This is a genomic window from Oceanobacillus sp. GQ8 (assembly GCF_059758495.1).
In genome coordinates this window covers 107,158-123,791 of record NZ_JCAXEV010000001.1, presented here as the reverse complement: position 1 = coordinate 123,791, position 16,634 = coordinate 107,158, and the positions used below count along the sequence as shown (strand labels likewise).

Annotated in this window: 15 protein-coding genes; 7 read left to right on the top strand and 8 right to left on the bottom strand. The window is 38.4% G+C overall.

Going from position 1 to position 16,634, the window contains the following annotated elements; translation table 11 throughout:
* Positions 1-5: 5 nt before the first annotated feature.
* The 3 genes from polX to zapA all read right to left on the bottom strand — a co-directional run bounded on the left by polX (position 6) and on the right by zapA (position 2,759).
* Complete coding sequence (gene polX, locus AC6CHS_RS00615) at positions 6-1,724, bottom strand: DNA polymerase/3'-5' exonuclease PolX (RefSeq protein ID WP_498233562.1); 1,719 nt, start codon at positions 1,722-1,724, stop codon at positions 6-8.
* Between the two features lie 229 nt (positions 1,725-1,953).
* Positions 1,954-2,493 (bottom strand): CvpA family protein, encoded by a 540-nt coding sequence (locus tag AC6CHS_RS00610; RefSeq protein ID WP_498233561.1) that lies wholly within the window; start codon positions 2,491-2,493, stop codon positions 1,954-1,956.
* Between the two features lie 2 nt (positions 2,494-2,495).
* Positions 2,496-2,759 carry a cell division protein ZapA gene (gene zapA, locus AC6CHS_RS00605; protein ID WP_036572195.1) on the bottom strand — a complete coding sequence of 88 codons (264 nt, stop codon included), beginning with the start codon at positions 2,757-2,759 and terminating at the stop codon, positions 2,496-2,498.
* 151 nt (positions 2,760-2,910) lie between these two features.
* Between zapA and rnhC the strand changes: the two genes are divergently transcribed.
* Positions 2,911-3,846: a ribonuclease HIII gene (rnhC, locus tag AC6CHS_RS00600; protein WP_498233560.1), complete on the top strand. Its 936-nt coding sequence runs from the start codon at positions 2,911-2,913 to the stop codon at positions 3,844-3,846.
* A 111-nt stretch (positions 3,847-3,957) separates the two neighbouring features.
* Here rnhC and pheT read toward each other — a convergent pair whose 3' ends face one another.
* From pheT to AC6CHS_RS00585, 3 genes are all read right to left on the bottom strand, one after another.
* Positions 3,958-6,384, bottom strand: coding sequence for a phenylalanine--tRNA ligase subunit beta (gene pheT, locus AC6CHS_RS00595; protein WP_498233559.1), 2,427 nt, complete (start codon positions 6,382-6,384; stop codon positions 3,958-3,960).
* A gap of 14 nt (positions 6,385-6,398) precedes the next feature.
* Positions 6,399-7,433, bottom strand: a complete 1,035-nt coding sequence (gene pheS / locus AC6CHS_RS00590; protein WP_498233558.1) for a phenylalanine--tRNA ligase subunit alpha — start codon at positions 7,431-7,433, stop codon at positions 6,399-6,401.
* Positions 7,434-7,855: 422 nt separating this feature from the next.
* Complete coding sequence (locus AC6CHS_RS00585; protein WP_498233557.1) at positions 7,856-8,593, bottom strand: TrmH family RNA methyltransferase; 738 nt, start codon at positions 8,591-8,593, stop codon at positions 7,856-7,858.
* A 171-nt stretch (positions 8,594-8,764) separates the two neighbouring features.
* Between AC6CHS_RS00585 and sspI the strand changes: the two genes are divergently transcribed.
* The 6 genes from sspI to AC6CHS_RS00555 all read left to right on the top strand — a co-directional run bounded on the left by sspI (position 8,765) and on the right by AC6CHS_RS00555 (position 14,721).
* Positions 8,765-8,986: a small acid-soluble spore protein SspI gene (sspI, locus tag AC6CHS_RS00580; protein WP_106897105.1), complete on the top strand. Its 222-nt coding sequence runs from the start codon at positions 8,765-8,767 to the stop codon at positions 8,984-8,986.
* 405 nt (positions 8,987-9,391) lie between these two features.
* The gene (locus tag AC6CHS_RS00575; RefSeq protein WP_498233556.1) at positions 9,392-10,972 is read left to right on the top strand and encodes a hypothetical protein; all 1,581 of its coding nucleotides are present in this window, start codon (positions 9,392-9,394) and stop codon (positions 10,970-10,972) included.
* Positions 10,973-11,081: 109 nt separating this feature from the next.
* Positions 11,082-12,218 carry an ABC transporter permease gene (locus tag AC6CHS_RS00570; RefSeq protein WP_498233555.1) on the top strand — a complete coding sequence of 379 codons (1,137 nt, stop codon included), beginning with the start codon at positions 11,082-11,084 and terminating at the stop codon, positions 12,216-12,218.
* A complete protein-coding gene (locus AC6CHS_RS00565) occupies positions 12,215-13,360 on the top strand; it encodes an ABC transporter permease (protein ID WP_498233554.1) in 1,146 nt (381 codons plus the stop codon). The genes AC6CHS_RS00570 and AC6CHS_RS00565 overlap by 4 nt, the downstream gene beginning before the upstream one ends.
* Positions 13,344-14,012, top strand: coding sequence for an ABC transporter ATP-binding protein (locus AC6CHS_RS00560; RefSeq protein WP_498233553.1), 669 nt, complete (start codon positions 13,344-13,346; stop codon positions 14,010-14,012). Before AC6CHS_RS00565 ends, AC6CHS_RS00560 begins: the two co-directional genes overlap by 17 nt.
* A gap of 76 nt (positions 14,013-14,088) precedes the next feature.
* Positions 14,089-14,721, top strand: a complete 633-nt coding sequence (locus AC6CHS_RS00555) for a lytic transglycosylase domain-containing protein (RefSeq protein WP_498233552.1) — start codon at positions 14,089-14,091, stop codon at positions 14,719-14,721.
* 135 nt (positions 14,722-14,856) lie between these two features.
* On the opposite strand, the gene AC6CHS_RS00550 is transcribed toward AC6CHS_RS00555, so the two are convergent.
* Both AC6CHS_RS00550 and dut read right to left on the bottom strand, forming a co-directional pair.
* Positions 14,857-15,942, bottom strand: coding sequence for a M42 family metallopeptidase (locus AC6CHS_RS00550; RefSeq protein WP_498233551.1), 1,086 nt, complete (start codon positions 15,940-15,942; stop codon positions 14,857-14,859).
* A gap of 100 nt (positions 15,943-16,042) precedes the next feature.
* Positions 16,043-16,477, bottom strand: a complete 435-nt coding sequence (gene dut, locus AC6CHS_RS00545) for a dUTP diphosphatase (protein ID WP_498233550.1) — start codon at positions 16,475-16,477, stop codon at positions 16,043-16,045.
* Positions 16,478-16,634: the final 157 nt, after the last annotated feature.

Here is a 16,634-nt window from a genome sequence, read left to right as displayed (position 1 = left end):
CTTCCTTATTTATTCCGTGAGAAGTATTTCTTTAGCTCGTCAACGGACCAAGTATTCATAACGGTGTCCTTTTCAATCCAACCTTTTCTGGCAATGCCTACTCCGTACTTCATATGCTCCAACATTTGATAATTATGCGCATCCGTATTTATCGCCAGGTTCACCCCTGAGTCTTGGGCTTTTCTGGCCCACTCTGCAGCTATGTCCAGGCGATTAGGGTTGGCGTTAATTTCTAAAGCAGTATTTGTTTCTTTCGCTTTTTTGATAAGCTGTACCATATCTACTTGATACCCTTCGCGTCTTCCTATCAACCTACCTGTAGGATGGGCAATTAAGGACACGTAGGGATTTTCAAGCGCAGCCTGTAACCTACCCATTATTTTCTCCTTTGACTGATTAAAATTGGAATGAATCGCCGCAATGACAAAATCCATTTCCTTTAAAAAGTCATCAGAAAAATCCAGAGTTCCATCTGGTCGTATATCCATTTCTACCCCAGCAAAAACATGGATATCTTTATAAGTTTCGTTTAGCTTTTCAATTTGATCTCGTTGCTTCCTTAAGCGATCTTCATCAAGACCATTTGCTACCCGTAGGTACTTAGAATGATCTGTAATCGCAATATAGCGATAGTTTCTTCTTCTTGCTTCTTCTACCATTTCCTCCAGTGACTGTGCCCCATCGCTCGCTGTGGTATGCATATGTAAGTCACCACGAATGTCAGTAAGTTCAAGCAGGTTATTTGAAGAGAAGAATTCTTCCACTTCTCCTGTATTTTCTCTTACTTCTGGAGGGATATATGGTAAACCAAAATGTTTAAAGAAGGCTTCTTCCGTGGGAAAGTGTAATGTCTCACCTGTTTCCTCAACATCTACCCCATACTCGTTAATTTTTTCGCCACGTGATTTTGCAAGCTGTCGCATGGCAACATTGTGTTCCTTTGACCCTGTAAAATGATGTAAGGTGGAAGCAAATTCGGACTGATCAACCAAACGAAAATCTACGTTAATATCATAGATATCCTCAAGTGTCACAGATACCTTCGTATCTCCTTTGGCGATTACATCTTTAAGATTCTCTATCTTTAGTAATGCCTCTCTAACACGTTCTGGCTGTTCGGTTGCAATGATAAAATCAATGTCTTTTATTGTTTCCCGCATTCGTCTGAGGCTACCAGCACGGGAATACTGCTGGATTTCACTAACCTGGCTTAGGTATGCTTCAATTTTTTCAGCAATTGGAAGCATGATAGCAATTGGCAGACGTTCTGGACGTTTTCCAGCATCCTCTAGTGCAGAAAGAATTTTTTCTGCCGTTTTCTTTCCAAAACCAGCTAATGCCTCAACCTGTCCATTCTCACACGCTTCTTTTAGAGATGCGCCATCCCTTACACCAAGTTCTTGATATAGCTTGGCTAATTTCTTACCACCAAGACCAGGTAAATCTAATAAAGGTATGAGTCCTTCTGGTATTTCCTTTTCTAATTGTGCAAGTGTTTCCGAATTGCCTGTTTCAACGAATGCTTCTATTACCGAACTGGTTCCCTTTCCAATCCCACTGATTTTTTGAAAGTCTTCAATGGCAGAAAGCGACCTTTCATCCTTCTCAAGGCCCTGTGCTGCTTTTCGGTATGCAGCTATCTTGAACGTATTTTCACCTTTTAATTCCATATAAATTGCAATTTTTTCAAGTAATTTAATGACGTCTTTTTTATTTACACTCATTGTAATTCACCTACATTCACTAATAGTCTCTTTCTTATCTTAAGAGAATGGCTACTTATTTCTACGCCTTCATTGCTTCCAACGTTTAACTTCCCTCACGTGTAAAAAAACTGATTCAAACTAGTTAATACTTATTGTACATGACATACAACTGTATCACTACTACTTGAACCAGTCAGTTATGGTGCATCTATTGCTTTTTCATTCATAGTTAGGTTATTCAATCAGATTAAGCCACCGTATTAAACCAAAGATCCTTTAATTTCTCTGATAAGTAAGGGGTGTGTTCTAACATCCCAAGAGCGATGGAAGAGTCATTTATCCATGATTGTATGCTGGCAACTGGCGTAAGGGCAAAAATATACAGGACAATAAACAATAAAAGATAAACCTCTAAAAATCCCAGCACTGCACCAAGCAGTTTATTTACTGAATTCAAGACAGGTAAGGATGCCACAAAATCAAGCATTGAGGCAATAATTTGTAATATAACTCTGACTGCAAAAAATATGATAACAAAGGCAATTGCATTATAAAAACCACTTTCTAACGGAAGTGCTTGAAGGAAATCTGCCCAAGCTCCCTGATCTGTTAAATCGGGATAAGGTATCCACAGTTTTAGCTTCGGACCCAAATTATCATAGTAGAGAGATGCTGCTATTAGGGCTAAAATAAACCCTAACAAATGGAATAGCTGGAGTATGAACCCTCGCTTCAATCCCACGAATAAACCAAAAATTAATATAATCAGTATGATAAGATCAAACATATCTAGTTATCCTCTTTCTTTTTTAATGAACCTAATAATGCTGCATAGTCCTCTTTTAATTTTAAGTAATCATTCATTGTATTCACGGCTGTAAGTACTGCAAGCTTGGTCGTATCAAGGTGCCTGTTAGCCTCTTGGATTTCATTCATTTTTTGATCAACTAGGCTGGCAACGAGGCGAACATGACTTGCAGATTCCTCCCCAACAATCGTATATGATTTATTATGTATATCAACAGTGATCCGCGATTTATTATTTTGGGTCACGGGAATACCCTCCTGCCTGATAAAAAATTCTACATCTTATATTAACATGAAGTGAATGAATTAGGAAACCGAGATATCATGGAACAAACCCGTTTTCTTCTGTCGCTGTTTTTGCTATAGTCAATCTATCGGAAAAAGAGGAGTTGAGTAAATGCCACAGTCTGTGCACACGTTACCATATAATACAATTAAGAAAATGATGCAGCATTATCATACATCTCTAACTACTACTCCACAGGGAGCGTTTTTTCGGGCAAAGACCGAACATGCGGTCATAACAGCCTACAAATCCGGAAAGGTTTTATTTCAAGGCGCAAGTCCGGAAAAGGAAGCAGGAAAATGGACAGATGCAACAGTAAACACTTCCACAAAAAAAGGGAATCCCACAGGGAAACCGCAATCTACATATGCACCACCTTCCACTTTATTTTCCCAGAGTCATATAGGAACAGATGAAGCTGGTACAGGAGATTACTTCGGCCCCATCACGGTAGCTGGCGTTTATGTAAGTGCAGACCAAATTGATACGTTGAAAAAAATGGGGGTAAAGGATTCAAAAAACCTAACCGATGCTACCATAAGGAAGCTTTCAAGAGAAATTGTGAAAATGAACATCCCCTATACGCTGATGGTGCTAGCAAATGAAAAGTACAATAAGCTACAGGCCAGTGGCTGGTCACAAGGTAAAATGAAGGCTATGCTACATCACTCTGTCATTAAAAGCCTTTTAAAGAAAGTAGAAGATAAACCCATGGAGGGTGTATTAATTGACCAGTTTTGTGAGCCAGCAATTTATAAGCGGCATATTGCTTCTGAAAAACAAGCACTTGCAGAAAAGACCTATTTTATGACAAAGGCAGAAAGCTACTCCATTGCAGTTGCGGCTGGATCAATCATTGCAAGAAGTCGTTTTCTCGATGAAATAGATAGGCTAACCGAAAAGCTTGGTGTTACGATCCCAAAAGGCGCGTCCAAAAAAGTTGACCAAGTTATCGCCAGACTTATCACAGAACATGGGGAAGACGCATTAAACCACTGTGCTAAGACCCATTTTGCAAATACCACAAAAGCGAAAGCCTATTTATAAAGTGAAACTTCATTTGGTGGGGGTTTTACTGCCAGTTGAGGCGGGATAAGCAAGAAACAAGCCGACCAATTAATCGTATCGACTAATTGATCGGCTTTTATACTATCACTATTATGATCTTACATATGCATCATATTTCTCATTTACGTTATAAAGGATGTTAGTGTAAGACTCTTCTACTTCTTCGTCAGTAAGAGTTTTATCAGGGTGTTGATACACTAGACTGTACGCAACTGATTTCTTGTTTTCCCCTATGTTTTCTCCTTGATAGACATCAAATATATCGACTTCTTTCACTAATGGGGCTCCTAATTCTACAATCGTTTGTTTCACATCTCCAGCAGGAATATGCTTATCCATGATAAAGGCTATATCCCTTGAAATGGATGGATACTTCGGAATTTGACTATAGGAAGGAACAGCACTATGCTCGGCAATCACTTCTTCCATATTTACGTCAAATACATACGTATCTTTAAGGCCATTTTCTTTTTGTAAGGCAGGATGTACTTGGCCAATAAACCCAACTTCCTTACCATTAATGAGTAGTACAGCACTTCTACCTGGGTGCATCTGTGGTATTGATCCTTTTTTGAAGGAGACTGGTAATTTTAGGTAGTCAAACAATCCTTCCATTATGCCTTTCACCACATAAAAATCAACCTCTTTTTTCTCCTGTTGCCAAGGATGCTCCATCCATTTTCCGGAAAGTGCGCCAGACAATCTAAGTTGCTCAGATGGTTGGCTCGTAATCATCTTTTCCTGGGAAACGAAGATTTTACCTAACTCAAAGTAAAACAGATCTGCTTGATTTCTTGCCTGGTTGTAGGAAATGGTACTTAATAACTCTGGCAAAAGACTTAACCTTAAATATTTATGATCCTCACTCATCGGCATAGAAAGCGCAACGGCTTGTGGATCTAATTTTTGAATTTCTGGACTGATAAGTTGACTGATCTTCGCTGAGCTTGTTAAGGAGTACGTTATTGTCTCCATAAGTCCAACACTTTGTAAGTAACGTTTCACATCTCTCTTTAGCTGCTGTGTCTCTGTAAGAGCCCCAGCATGGGCTTCCCCTTCTGGTAATGTGAAAGGCAAGTTATCGTACCCATAAACACGTGCAATTTCTTCGAGTAAATCTTCAAAAATTGTAATATCTCCCCTGCGAGTTGGTGCATATACAATAAACTCTTCATGATCCTGTTCAAAATGAAAGCGAAGCTTGCGAAATATATCAGCAATATCTTCAGCTGTTATCTCTGTTCCAAGTCGCTTATTTACTTCACTTGTCATAAGATTAATCTTTTTCTCAGTTCGATCAATTTGGTCGAATTCAACCACATTAGCAAGGACTTTTCCACCAGCATATTGTGTTAAAAGCTGACACGCTCTTTGACCTGCTTCTTTTACTCTGTTTGGATCGATTCCTTTCTCAAAACGTGTGCTCGACTCACTACGTAAACCAGTATCCTTCACTGCTTTTCTTACTGCAGAGGATTCAAAATAAGCGGCTTCAAGTAGTACAGTTTTAGTCTGTTCATGAACTTCTGTATCAAGACCACCCATTACGCCAGCTAAGGCAACAGGCTTTTTGCCATTCGTAATAACTAGTTGTTCTTCTGAGAGCGTTCTTTCCTGCTCATCAAGCGTCACAAGTGTCTCGCCATCCTTAGCACGTCGAACCAAAATGTTTTCTGACTGCAAGCGATCATAGTCAAATGCATGTAATGGCTGACCATACTCCAACATTACAAAGTTGGTAATGTCCACGACATTGTTAATCGGTCTAATACCCGCTGCGATTAGATGATTTTTCATCCAAAGTGGGGAATCTTTTATCTCAATATCTTTAATAATAAAAGCTCCATAATAAGGATTTAGATCTTTAGCTTCGACTTCAACATTTATAAAGTCTGCAGCATCTTCACCTGTAACTTCTACTTCCTCACTTGGCAGTTGAAGTGGCTGATCCAGCAGTGCAGCAACTTCATAGGCTACCCCTAACATGGAAAGACAATCCGCGCGATTGGGTGTTAATTCAAATTCAAGCACAGCGTCGTTAAGGTTTAATAACGGTTCGACACTCTCTCCCACTGTTACATCTTCAGGGAAAACAAAAATTCCTTCAGCGAACTCTTTTGGTACATATTTTTCTTCGATACCAAGTTCCTGCAGGGAGCAGATCATTCCGTTTGATTCAACGCCACGTAATTTGACTTTCTTAATTTTAAAGTTACCTGGCAACACAGCCCCTGGCTTAGCTACAGCAACTTTCTGTCCTTGCGCGATATTCGGTGCACCACAGATAATCTGTAACGTTTCTTCTCCCGTATCGACTTGACATAGATTTAGCTTGTCTGCATTAGGATGTTTTTCACAGGATTGTACATATCCTACGACCACATTCTCACTTTTCTCCGCAACGTATTCTACACTTTCCACTTCAATCCCGGACTTTGTTACTTTTTCAGCTAACTGCTCCGGCCTTATTTCTCCAATATCTACATAATTCTTTAACCAATTAAGTGATACTAACATTGACCTCTACCTCCTTACGCGTTATGGTACTGTTTCAAAAATCGTTTATCGTTTGTATAAAACTGTCTAATATCATTCACACCATACTTCAGCATGGCAATTCGTTCTGGCCCCATTCCAAAGGCAAATCCAGTGTAAACTTTCGGATCATATCCGGCCATTTCCAATACATTCGGATGTACCATACCTGCACCGAGAATTTCAATCCAGCCTGTGCCCTTACATACAGAGCACCCCTGGCCATTACATACCTTACAAGAGATATCCATCTCTACTGATGGTTCTGTAAATGGGAAAAAGCTAGGGCGTAATCGGATTTCCCGATCTTTCCCAAACATCTTCTTAGCAAACTGATCCAATGTTCCTTTTAGATCACTCATGCGAACGTCTTTGCCTACATAAAGTCCTTCTATCTGTGTAAACTGATGAGAGTGTGTTGCGTCATCTGTATCTCTTCTATACACTTTTCCAGGGCAAATCATTTTCACCGACTGATCACCGTCAAATTCCTTCATTGTCCTTGCCTGCACAGGAGAGGTGTGTGTTCGCATTAATAGTTCGTTTGTTACGTAGAATGTATCTTGCATGTCCCTTGCTGGATGGCCTTTAGGCAGATTTAATGCCTCAAAGTTATAATAATCTGTTTCCACCTCTGGGCCTTCTCTTACTTCATAACCCATTCCAATAAATAGATCTTCAATTTCTTCTACAATTTTTGTTAGAAGATGCTCTCCCCCGACGTTAACTGGACGACCTGGCAAGGTGACATCTATTGCTTCTTCCTCCAGTTGTTTTTCAAGTGCGAGCTCTTCAAGTTTTTGCCCCTTTTCTTCAAGGGCAGCCGTAATTGCTTCGCGTACCTCATTTGCTAATTCCCCAACAATTGGTCGCTCTTCCTTTGATAGCTTCCCCATCCCGCGTAATACACTGGTTAGAGAGCCCTTTTTCCCAAGGTAGGCAACCTTAATGTCCTGTAACTCTTTTAATTCTTCTGCACTCACAATTCTACCAAGTGCTTCTTGTTTAATTGTTTCCAACTGTTCCTTCATACTGTTTTACCTCCTTTTATCTTCGTAAATGCCGCACGGTTCTTTATTAAAAGATCCTTCTTTTTTAATCTGCTTTAAGCAATAATGAGAGAAGTGACTCGTTTAAAAAAGAATACAAAAAGCCCCATCCCAGAAAAGGGACGAGGCTATAAATTCGCGGTACCACCCTAATTGATGCATTAATGTATAAAAATGCATCCAGCTCTAACATGATAACGGAATGTTCCGGATCACCTTTACCTGTAGTATAAAACAGGGTCCCGGTGTCAGCTCCAGAGTGAAATAATAACAGTCTTTATGGTTAAAATGCTTTCAGTCTAGGCATTTTTTCCCTTTCCCACGTGATCATGTTATCTGGCTCTATCTACGCTTTTCTATTAAGAATACACTTATTATATGCAATTTAAAATACTTGTGCAACATTATCCTTTAATATAGTACATTAAAATTCCGGCTGCAATGCTAACATTAAGAGATTCTGCTTCTCCGTATATGGGAATTTTGACCACAGTATCTGCCTCTTCCTGTAAAACTTGTTGCACACCAGCACCTTCATTTCCTAGAATAAGTGCTACTTTACTATTCCTGTTGGTTTCACTGAAATTATGTGCGTTTTGTAAAGCAGTTGCCCAAATTGTATACCCATTCCGCTTTAATTGTTCTATTTCTATTTCTAAAGGAGCTGCTTTAATGGGAATATGGAATAGAGATCCTTGCGTCGATCTAACCACTTTATCATTGTATAGATCAACGGTGCCTGAACCAAGGATAATTCCACCAAATCCAGCTGCATCTGCAGTGCGAATCATTGTTCCTAAATTTCCAGGATCCTGAATAGCATCAATTAGCAACAGATGATCATCTAAATCGACTATTGCTTCTTTCATTTTTACAACCGCAGCAATACCTTGAGGAGACTTCGTTTGCGATACATGCTGAAATACTTGTTCTGTCACAAAACTTACTGGTATTTCTTCACACCATTTCGGTAGCTGAACATCCTCCTGGACAATAACCTCCAAGATAGTCCAATTGCTTTTCCATGCTTCTTCTACCAAGTGATTACCTTCAACTAGAAAAGTTCCTGTATCCGTTCTTTCTTTCTTTTTATGTAGCTTTCGTAACGCTTTTATTTTCTCGTTTTTTGCTGAGGTAATCATAGACTTTTCATCCTTCATCTTAAAATTAAAATTGGCTAAAACATCTGAGGAATATTAATTTGCATTAATAGTCCTTGTATTAATTAAATCCATTTTTTATTATCATACATATTATTTTACTTCCGGGTCAAACTATCCCTAGCTTTAATTTTCTAAAAGAGGTGAAAAGTAATGGATTTAAATTTACGGAAAGCAATATTAACAAATATCGCGACGAATGACCAATCTCAATTAGAGGCAACAATCGTGGATGCCATCCAGGATGGAGAAGAAAAAATGCTACCGGGTTTGGGCGTGTTATTTGAATTAATTTGGAAAGCATCAGATGAACAAGAAAAACAAGAAATGATCGATGCCCTTGAACAAGGTGTTAAAAAGGAAACGGCTAGCTAAAAAAGCGCAAAAAGGTAAGTATGTTTAAGTTTTTGGAGCTCGGTGCTAGACGAAGAATTAAGGACGTCTGGTTATTTAAGACAATAAATAGACGATACTAAAATAGATGCGATTCGCATCTATTTTTTTAAAATAAAGAAAAAGACCTAAGCACATCGATCAATTTCTTAAATTTACCAATTATATTACCAAAATAAGGGAATAAATAAGACCTAATTACTCACTTAATTATCTTGAAGTCAAAGTATTATACCCCTTGATATGACAATCTATTTACCTACTTTTGTGAAACCATTTGACTATATTTTTTTTATCTGATAAAAAGAATGAGGATACTTTGTCGTTATGTATTTTTACTCTAAGCATATATAATAATGATAAAGGATAAAGGAGAGGAGCAAGATAATGGATGAAACTGTAAACAATACTCCAGAAAAAAAGAAAGGAGTATCCAAAGGACTTATTGCAATTATTGTTGCCGCAGTTTTGGTGGTAGGAGGTAGTGTAGCTGCCTTTGTATTATTAGACAATTCAGCCAAGGCTCAGTATTTTTTAGCAGAGAAAAACTCACTAGATTACATAGGTGATAAATTTGAAGAACGTTACCAACCAGAAATGGATTGGTTAGAAACATCAGAGGAAAATCCTACAGAGTCAACAGTTGAGTTATCAGCTGAATATAATGACCCAAACGGTGGGATGGGATATGGAATGGGATTGGATCCTAGCCAGATCATTAATAACTCTACTATCACCCTAACAACTGCTGCTGACATGGAAGCAAAACAAATATCCACAGAACTAGCTGCATCATTCGGTGAAATGGAGATAGATGGGGTTCAATTCCATGTGACAGCAGAGAAGGTTCTTCTTGGCCTCCCATTCATCAATGAAATATTACAACTAAAAGACGAAGACCTTGGACCTTTATTAAAAGAAGTAGACCCGGAAACCTTCACAGGTGAGGAATCTATGAATCTAGAACAATTATTTGAAGGAACAAACTCAGAAGACTTAGAGTACTTAAAAGAAGAATATGGAAAGATGATTTTTGAAGAGCTACCCGAAGATGCTTTTGAACAAACGGAAGAATCTATTAAAGTTCAAGATCAATCTCTAGACACAGAGAAACTTAGTCTCCATCTTTCTGAAGATCAGGTTAAAGATATTATCGTCAAGACATTAGAGAAAATGAAAGACGATGAAAAACTGAAAGAAATGATCCGTGAGCAAATGGCATTACAACAGTTTGGTGGTACAGCAATGGCAACTGATGCTGACCAATTTATCACCGATTTTGAAACTGGTTTAGAAGAAGGAATTAATGAAATAGATAAAGTAAGCATCCCTGATGGACTAAATTCTACAATTTGGGTTAAAGATGATTTAATTGCCCAGCGAGATTTCTCTGTAAAATTAGGTTCAACAGAAAATGAAGATACCGTTACCTTGGCTGTAAAAGGTACGCAACTACTTGAAGATGCAAAACAATCGTTTAACTATGATTTCAGTTACGATGATAGTTATACAGAAGGCACCATGAACTTAACAGGAGACCTTTCCTGGAAAGATAATCAAGCAACGGATTCACTAGCATTAACCGTCGCTGATACGGTTCTTTCTTATAATGGAGAAGAAACGCTTGATGGTACCGCGCGTGAGTTTGAGCGAACATTCTCGTTTGAAGATCCAATGAATGGTGAAGGAAGCTTGATCTGGTCTGGAAATGCAAATTATGAAGGTGACCAAATGACTTCTGAACATTCCTTCTCTGTGAACACACCAGATATGAGTCAAGACATGTTCGCCTTACACGCTGCTGTTGAAGGGAAAACAATTGATAGCGTCGAGCTACCAAACGAGGATAACTTAAAAGACATAGGAAGTATGAGCATGGATGAATTGTCGCAATACTTCAATACGGAGGTAACACCACAATTCCAGCAATGGGTTTCAAACCTTCTATACGGAGGAGCAGGCTTTTAATCTTTAAAGAAATGGAAGTGCTAGAATGCATTTCATGAGTAATGTAAGATTATTTGTTAAAAATAATGTATTACAGTTTAGGAGGAAGTGGCTCTCACTTCCTCTTCTTTTGATTTTTCCGATCTTATTAACAGGCCTTGTACTATTTGTTATACTTCAGTTTTTTATTAACGAGGAGCATGCCCCCGTTCAAGTCGGGATCGTGGATCAAGACCAATCGGAAGAAACACAACTCGTGAGCCAATTAATTGAAGAGACCCCGCTAGGCTCTTTCCTTGAACTTAAAGGGATGGAAGAGCAGCAGGCGATTGAAAAAATAGAAGATGACACATTGAGTGCTTATCTAGTCATCCCAGAAGGTTTTACAGAAGACCTCTATCAAGGTCGATCGGTAGAGTTTCCAATCGTAGGTAATCCAACACAGCCGGCACAAAGCCAATTAGTAAGAGAGTTAATTGCAAGCGTGACACGACACATACGTGCTTCCCAGGCTAATATTCTGACCATTAATTATTATGCTAAGCAGTTAGATATGGATAGTGAAACAAGAAGCGATCTACTCTTTGAACAATTCAAGGAATACTTTTTCTATACGATCGGAAAAGACAGAATAGTAAATGAAAATGAAATTAACAATGCAGCTACATCTAATCCAATTAATTATTATGGCTTATCTTTTTGGTTTACCTTTGTAACATTATGGCTTTTTGTTATTTATAACTTTTTATCTAAGGAAGACACTGTGCGACTTAAGCAGCGGATGAAGTTATATGGCGTTACCGAGTTACAGCAAACATTAGCAAAAATGTGCGTTACGCTTATGGTAGCTACGTTATTTTCTGCAATTGCCCTTATTCTTTTCCAATCATTACTTGATTGGGATATGATGATAGAAGACTATGGACGGATCTTACTGCTTAGCATGCTTTATAGTACTCAATTTCTCTTTGTTCTAGGGTTGGTAGAAATAATAATTTTCTCCCAAAAATTACGGATGCTAATCCAATGTTTAATAAGCGGTGTATACCTTCTAATAAGTGGTGCACTAATCCCGACGATTTATTTTCCAATCGTCATACAAAAATTTATAGACTATGTTCCCTCTGCGGAGGCACTCCATTGGGTGCAAGAAATTGTTTTAAATAACAGAGTATCTGTTGACTATATTCCACTCTTGCTTCTAACGATTGCTACTACTCTTATTTTTATTGGGACAGCTATTGGAAAGGAGCGGATTCAAGAATGAAAGCAATTCTTCAAACACGCTTCATCCATTTAAAAAAGCATTGGGGATCACTTCTTTTTTGGCTCCTATTTCCTATTATTGCTACTCTGGCCATTATGGGGTTAACGAATTCTCTACAACAAGACAGCAAGGTACCAGTAGGAATTGTCGTAGAAGAGACCACCCCTATGGCATTGGACTTGGTTGATTCTATCAAACAAACACCCATCATTCGAGTTGAACAACTATCTGAAGATGAAGCTTTAACTCAGCTGGAACAACACCAGCTTGATAGTGTATTTATCATACGGGAAGGCTATGAGGAACAAATAAAAAAAGGAAGTAGAAACCGTCTGATCAAGAGTTATCGTTCAGACCTATCCTTTGCTTACTCTCCTATTGCGGAAATGGTTATGTCCTACGTCCAGCAGGATACTGGTAGAACGAAAGCAGTGCTCACTATTCAGGAACTTAGTGAACAATATCCTAATACAGGACAAATTTGGACATGGGAAGAAATCGTGGACAAAAGTAAGGAAGTAGAAGCAGAAGAAAATTTACTACAGACTTCTTTTACGTTTTTAAATGCCAACACAAAAGAGGATGAAAACCGATTTGTTTTATTTAATCCCTGGGGATTATGGGCCATTTTTTCAATCCTTTCGACCTTTATGGTAATGGATTGGATTATACGGGAACGACGCAAGAGCTTATCGCCACGTTTTTTCTTTATGCGAATAGCACTTAAATCTTATCTACTGCGAAATGCTCTGTTATATCTGCTGTTATTTATCATGGTAGACATCGTAACAATTGCAGTATTTTACAAATTCTTAGGAGAAGCTGTAACGCTGGCATTAACCTTAGCTGTCCTCTCCTTTCGACTTACCGTTTTAATGGGAGCATTCTTACTAGCCATATGGATTAATAAATTACCTGTCTATTATGGTTTCTCGTTTGTGCTCACACTTTTAATTGCCATTATAAGTGGTGCCATTCTTCCGACTGAAGGATTAATAAGTCGCTATCCATGGCTACAATTAGGAAATCCACTAGCACCCTTTCTTTCTAAAGAAATTGGATATGGATGGAATATTTTATTTGTTATCCTAATTGCAATATGGTTTGTACGAAAGGAGAAGAGAAATGTTAAAGGTTCATAACCTATCCAAAAATTACGGAACGCGAAAAGTATTACAAGACATTAGTTTCATTGTTAACCCAGGAGAAGTCATCGGTTTGGTTGGGGAAAATGGCGCAGGGAAATCTACTCTGCTTCAGATCCTTGCCACCTTACAAAAACCAACTAATGGTAGCCTATCACTGTATGAACGAAACTTTGAGGACAAAAAGAAACTTCGAAAACAGATTGGGTTTGTGCCCCAAGAAATAGCCTTATGGGATGAATTTTCCGTAGAGGAAAATATGGTCTTTTTTGAAAAGCTGGCGTGGAGCAATAGAACTAAAACCCAGCTAAAACAACTCTGTTTGGATATGAAGCTCGATAGATGGAAAGACCCTGTTAAGTCCTTGTCTGGTGGGATGAAGCGTAAATTAAACATTGCAATCAGTCTAATTCATGATCCGGATCTACTGTTGCTTGACGAGCCTACAGTAGGTATAGACCTTAAATCGCGCAAAGAGATCGGCAACTATCTAAAACGATTAGCTAAGGATGAAGGCAAAATCATCGTTTACACTTCCCATGATATGGATGAAATTATCTCATTATGTGATCGAATTGTCTGCATCGGGGAAGATCCTTTTTATAAAAACTTACTAGAAGAAGCGGGTAAGTCTATTATTCCAGTTTAAATTTATATTGCATAATAGATAGATTATAGTAAAATAATCCTGTAAGCTATTTTAAAAGAGAAAGGGGGCAGTTACTATGGAGATAAGAGAGTTACAACAAATGATTCAATATCAGGCAATGGCTACGATGACAACATCCTCTGGCTCAAGTCCTTACTCTAATGGTTCCCCCATGATGGAATTAGCATTTAAACAAATGCTCCAGGAAAGAATAAACCAGGCAACAACTCAGAGTGCTGATTTAAATAAAAATGTTTCAAATATGAATACTCTTTATACTGCAATACAATCCAGTCCATCGACCTCTTTCACAACAGGGGCAACTGGTGTTACTTCACAGTATAATACATATGTACAAGAAGCAGCGACAAAGTATGGCTTGGATGAAAAACTGATTCATGCGGTTATTAAAAATGAATCCAATTATAACCAAAACGCACGTAGTACTGCTGGTGCCCAAGGTCTTATGCAACTGATGCCCGCTACAGCTAGAGGACTTGGAGTAACAAATCCATTTGACGCACAGCAAAACATCGAAGGCGGAACAAAATACTTAAGTCAGATGCTTAGTCGATATAACGGAAATATGGAATTGGCACTTGCTGCCTATAATGCTGGTCCAGGTAATGTTGACAAACATCAAGGTATTCCACCATTTAAAGAAACACAAAATTATGTAACTAAGGTAATGAACAGTTACTTAGCATAATTTCACAAAATAAAGTGGGCATGTAAAAGCCGAACGTTATTGGAACTCTTTTAGAGTTCCAATAACGTTCGGCGTTTCTTTATTCTATACTCTTTAGTCTAAGCAAGGTATTTCCGTATTTCCGTATCTCCCTGCTTAACTTAGCACAATGTCCTTTACTGTATCTGCGTCCAGTTTTTTTATGGTTTCTACAATAATTTTCACAGCATTTTCAAAATCATCACGATGCAAAATTGCTGCATGAGAATGTATATAGCGAGTAGCTACCGTGATAGATAATGACGGTACACCATTTGCAGTTAAATGAATAGAACCTGAGTCCGTACCACCAGCCGCGATAGAAGTGTACTGATAAGGAATGTTGTTCTCATCAGCTGTCGCTAATACAAGATCTCTAACTCCTTTGTGAGATATCATAGAAGCATCATATAAAACAATCTGTGGGCCTTCTCCTAGCTTACTGTCAGCATCTTTGTCTGATACACCTGGCATATCTCCAGCAATTCCTACATCCACACCAAAACCAATATCTGGCTTTATCGTATGTGCAGCTGTCTTAGCACCACGCAGTCCGACTTCTTCCTGAACAGTTCCCACTCCATATACAACGTTAGGATGATCAGTATCTTTTAACTGTTTTAACACTTCAATTGCGATAGCACATCCGATACGATTATCCCAAGCCTTTGCCATTAGCAACTTCTCGTTATTCATTTGGGTAAACTCAAAATAAGGAACTATGGAATCTCCAGGTTTTACACCAAATTCTTTTGCCTCTTCCTTACTTGAAGCGCCAATATCAATAAACATATCTTTGATATCTACAGGTTTCTTACGTACTTCTGCAGAGAGAATATGTGGTGGTTTTGAACCAATTACACCAGTTACATCTCCTTTATTTCCCATAATCGTTACACGTTGTGCGAGCATAACTTGGTTCCACCATCCGCCAATGGTTTGGAAATAAACGAAGCCTTTCTCATCGATTCGAGTTACCATAAAGCCAATCTCATCCAAATGACCTGCAACCATAATGCTTGGTCCATTTTCATCGCCAGCTTTTTTAGCTATTAAACTCCCTAGATTATCGGTATACACCTCATCTGCATATGGAGAGATATATTTTTGCATTACTTCTCTTGCTTCTTTTTCATTACCAGAAATCCCTTTAGCGTCCGTTAAATCCTTTAGCATTGTTAATGTTTCATCTAGTTTTGCCATATATGTACCAGTACCTCCTATATTATAATGTTCCCTTACAGTATAACCGTTTTTTGAAAAATAACAAAACAGAAACGTAGTTTTGAAAAGGCATCCTCATTTATTTTCCAGAGGAACCAAATCCCCCTTTATCTCTAGCAGTTTCAGACAGGGTGACTGTTTCAATAAGATTTACTTGTGCGACAGGAGCGACAACCATTTGGGCAATTCGCATTTGTTTCAAAACCTGGAAATCCTCTTTCCCATGGTTAATTAAGATTACTTTTATCTCCCCCCGATACCCCTCATCAATTGTTCCAGGACTATTCAGAACCGTAACAGAGTGCTTTAACGCTAACCCACTTCTAGGTCTTACCTGCGCCTCTGTTCCTTGTGGTAACTCAATTTGAATCCCCGTTCTTACTAAAGCTGACTCGCCTGCTTTAATTGTTTTGTCTTCTATTGAGAATAAATCCATCCCAGCATCCCCTCCATTTGCGCGGAATGGTAATGTTGCTTCATCATCAACTAATTTTACTTTCAATGTATATGGCATGTAATCAACCTCTCCCCTATTTCCATCTAGCTACAATTTGTATACGTTTGATAGCGACACACTTGTCCAGTGTTTCTCTATCAAATTTACAATCAGTTCATTTTAACATGATTGGACCTTTAATATTAAACAAGACAATGTTAAAGTCCTTAAATTT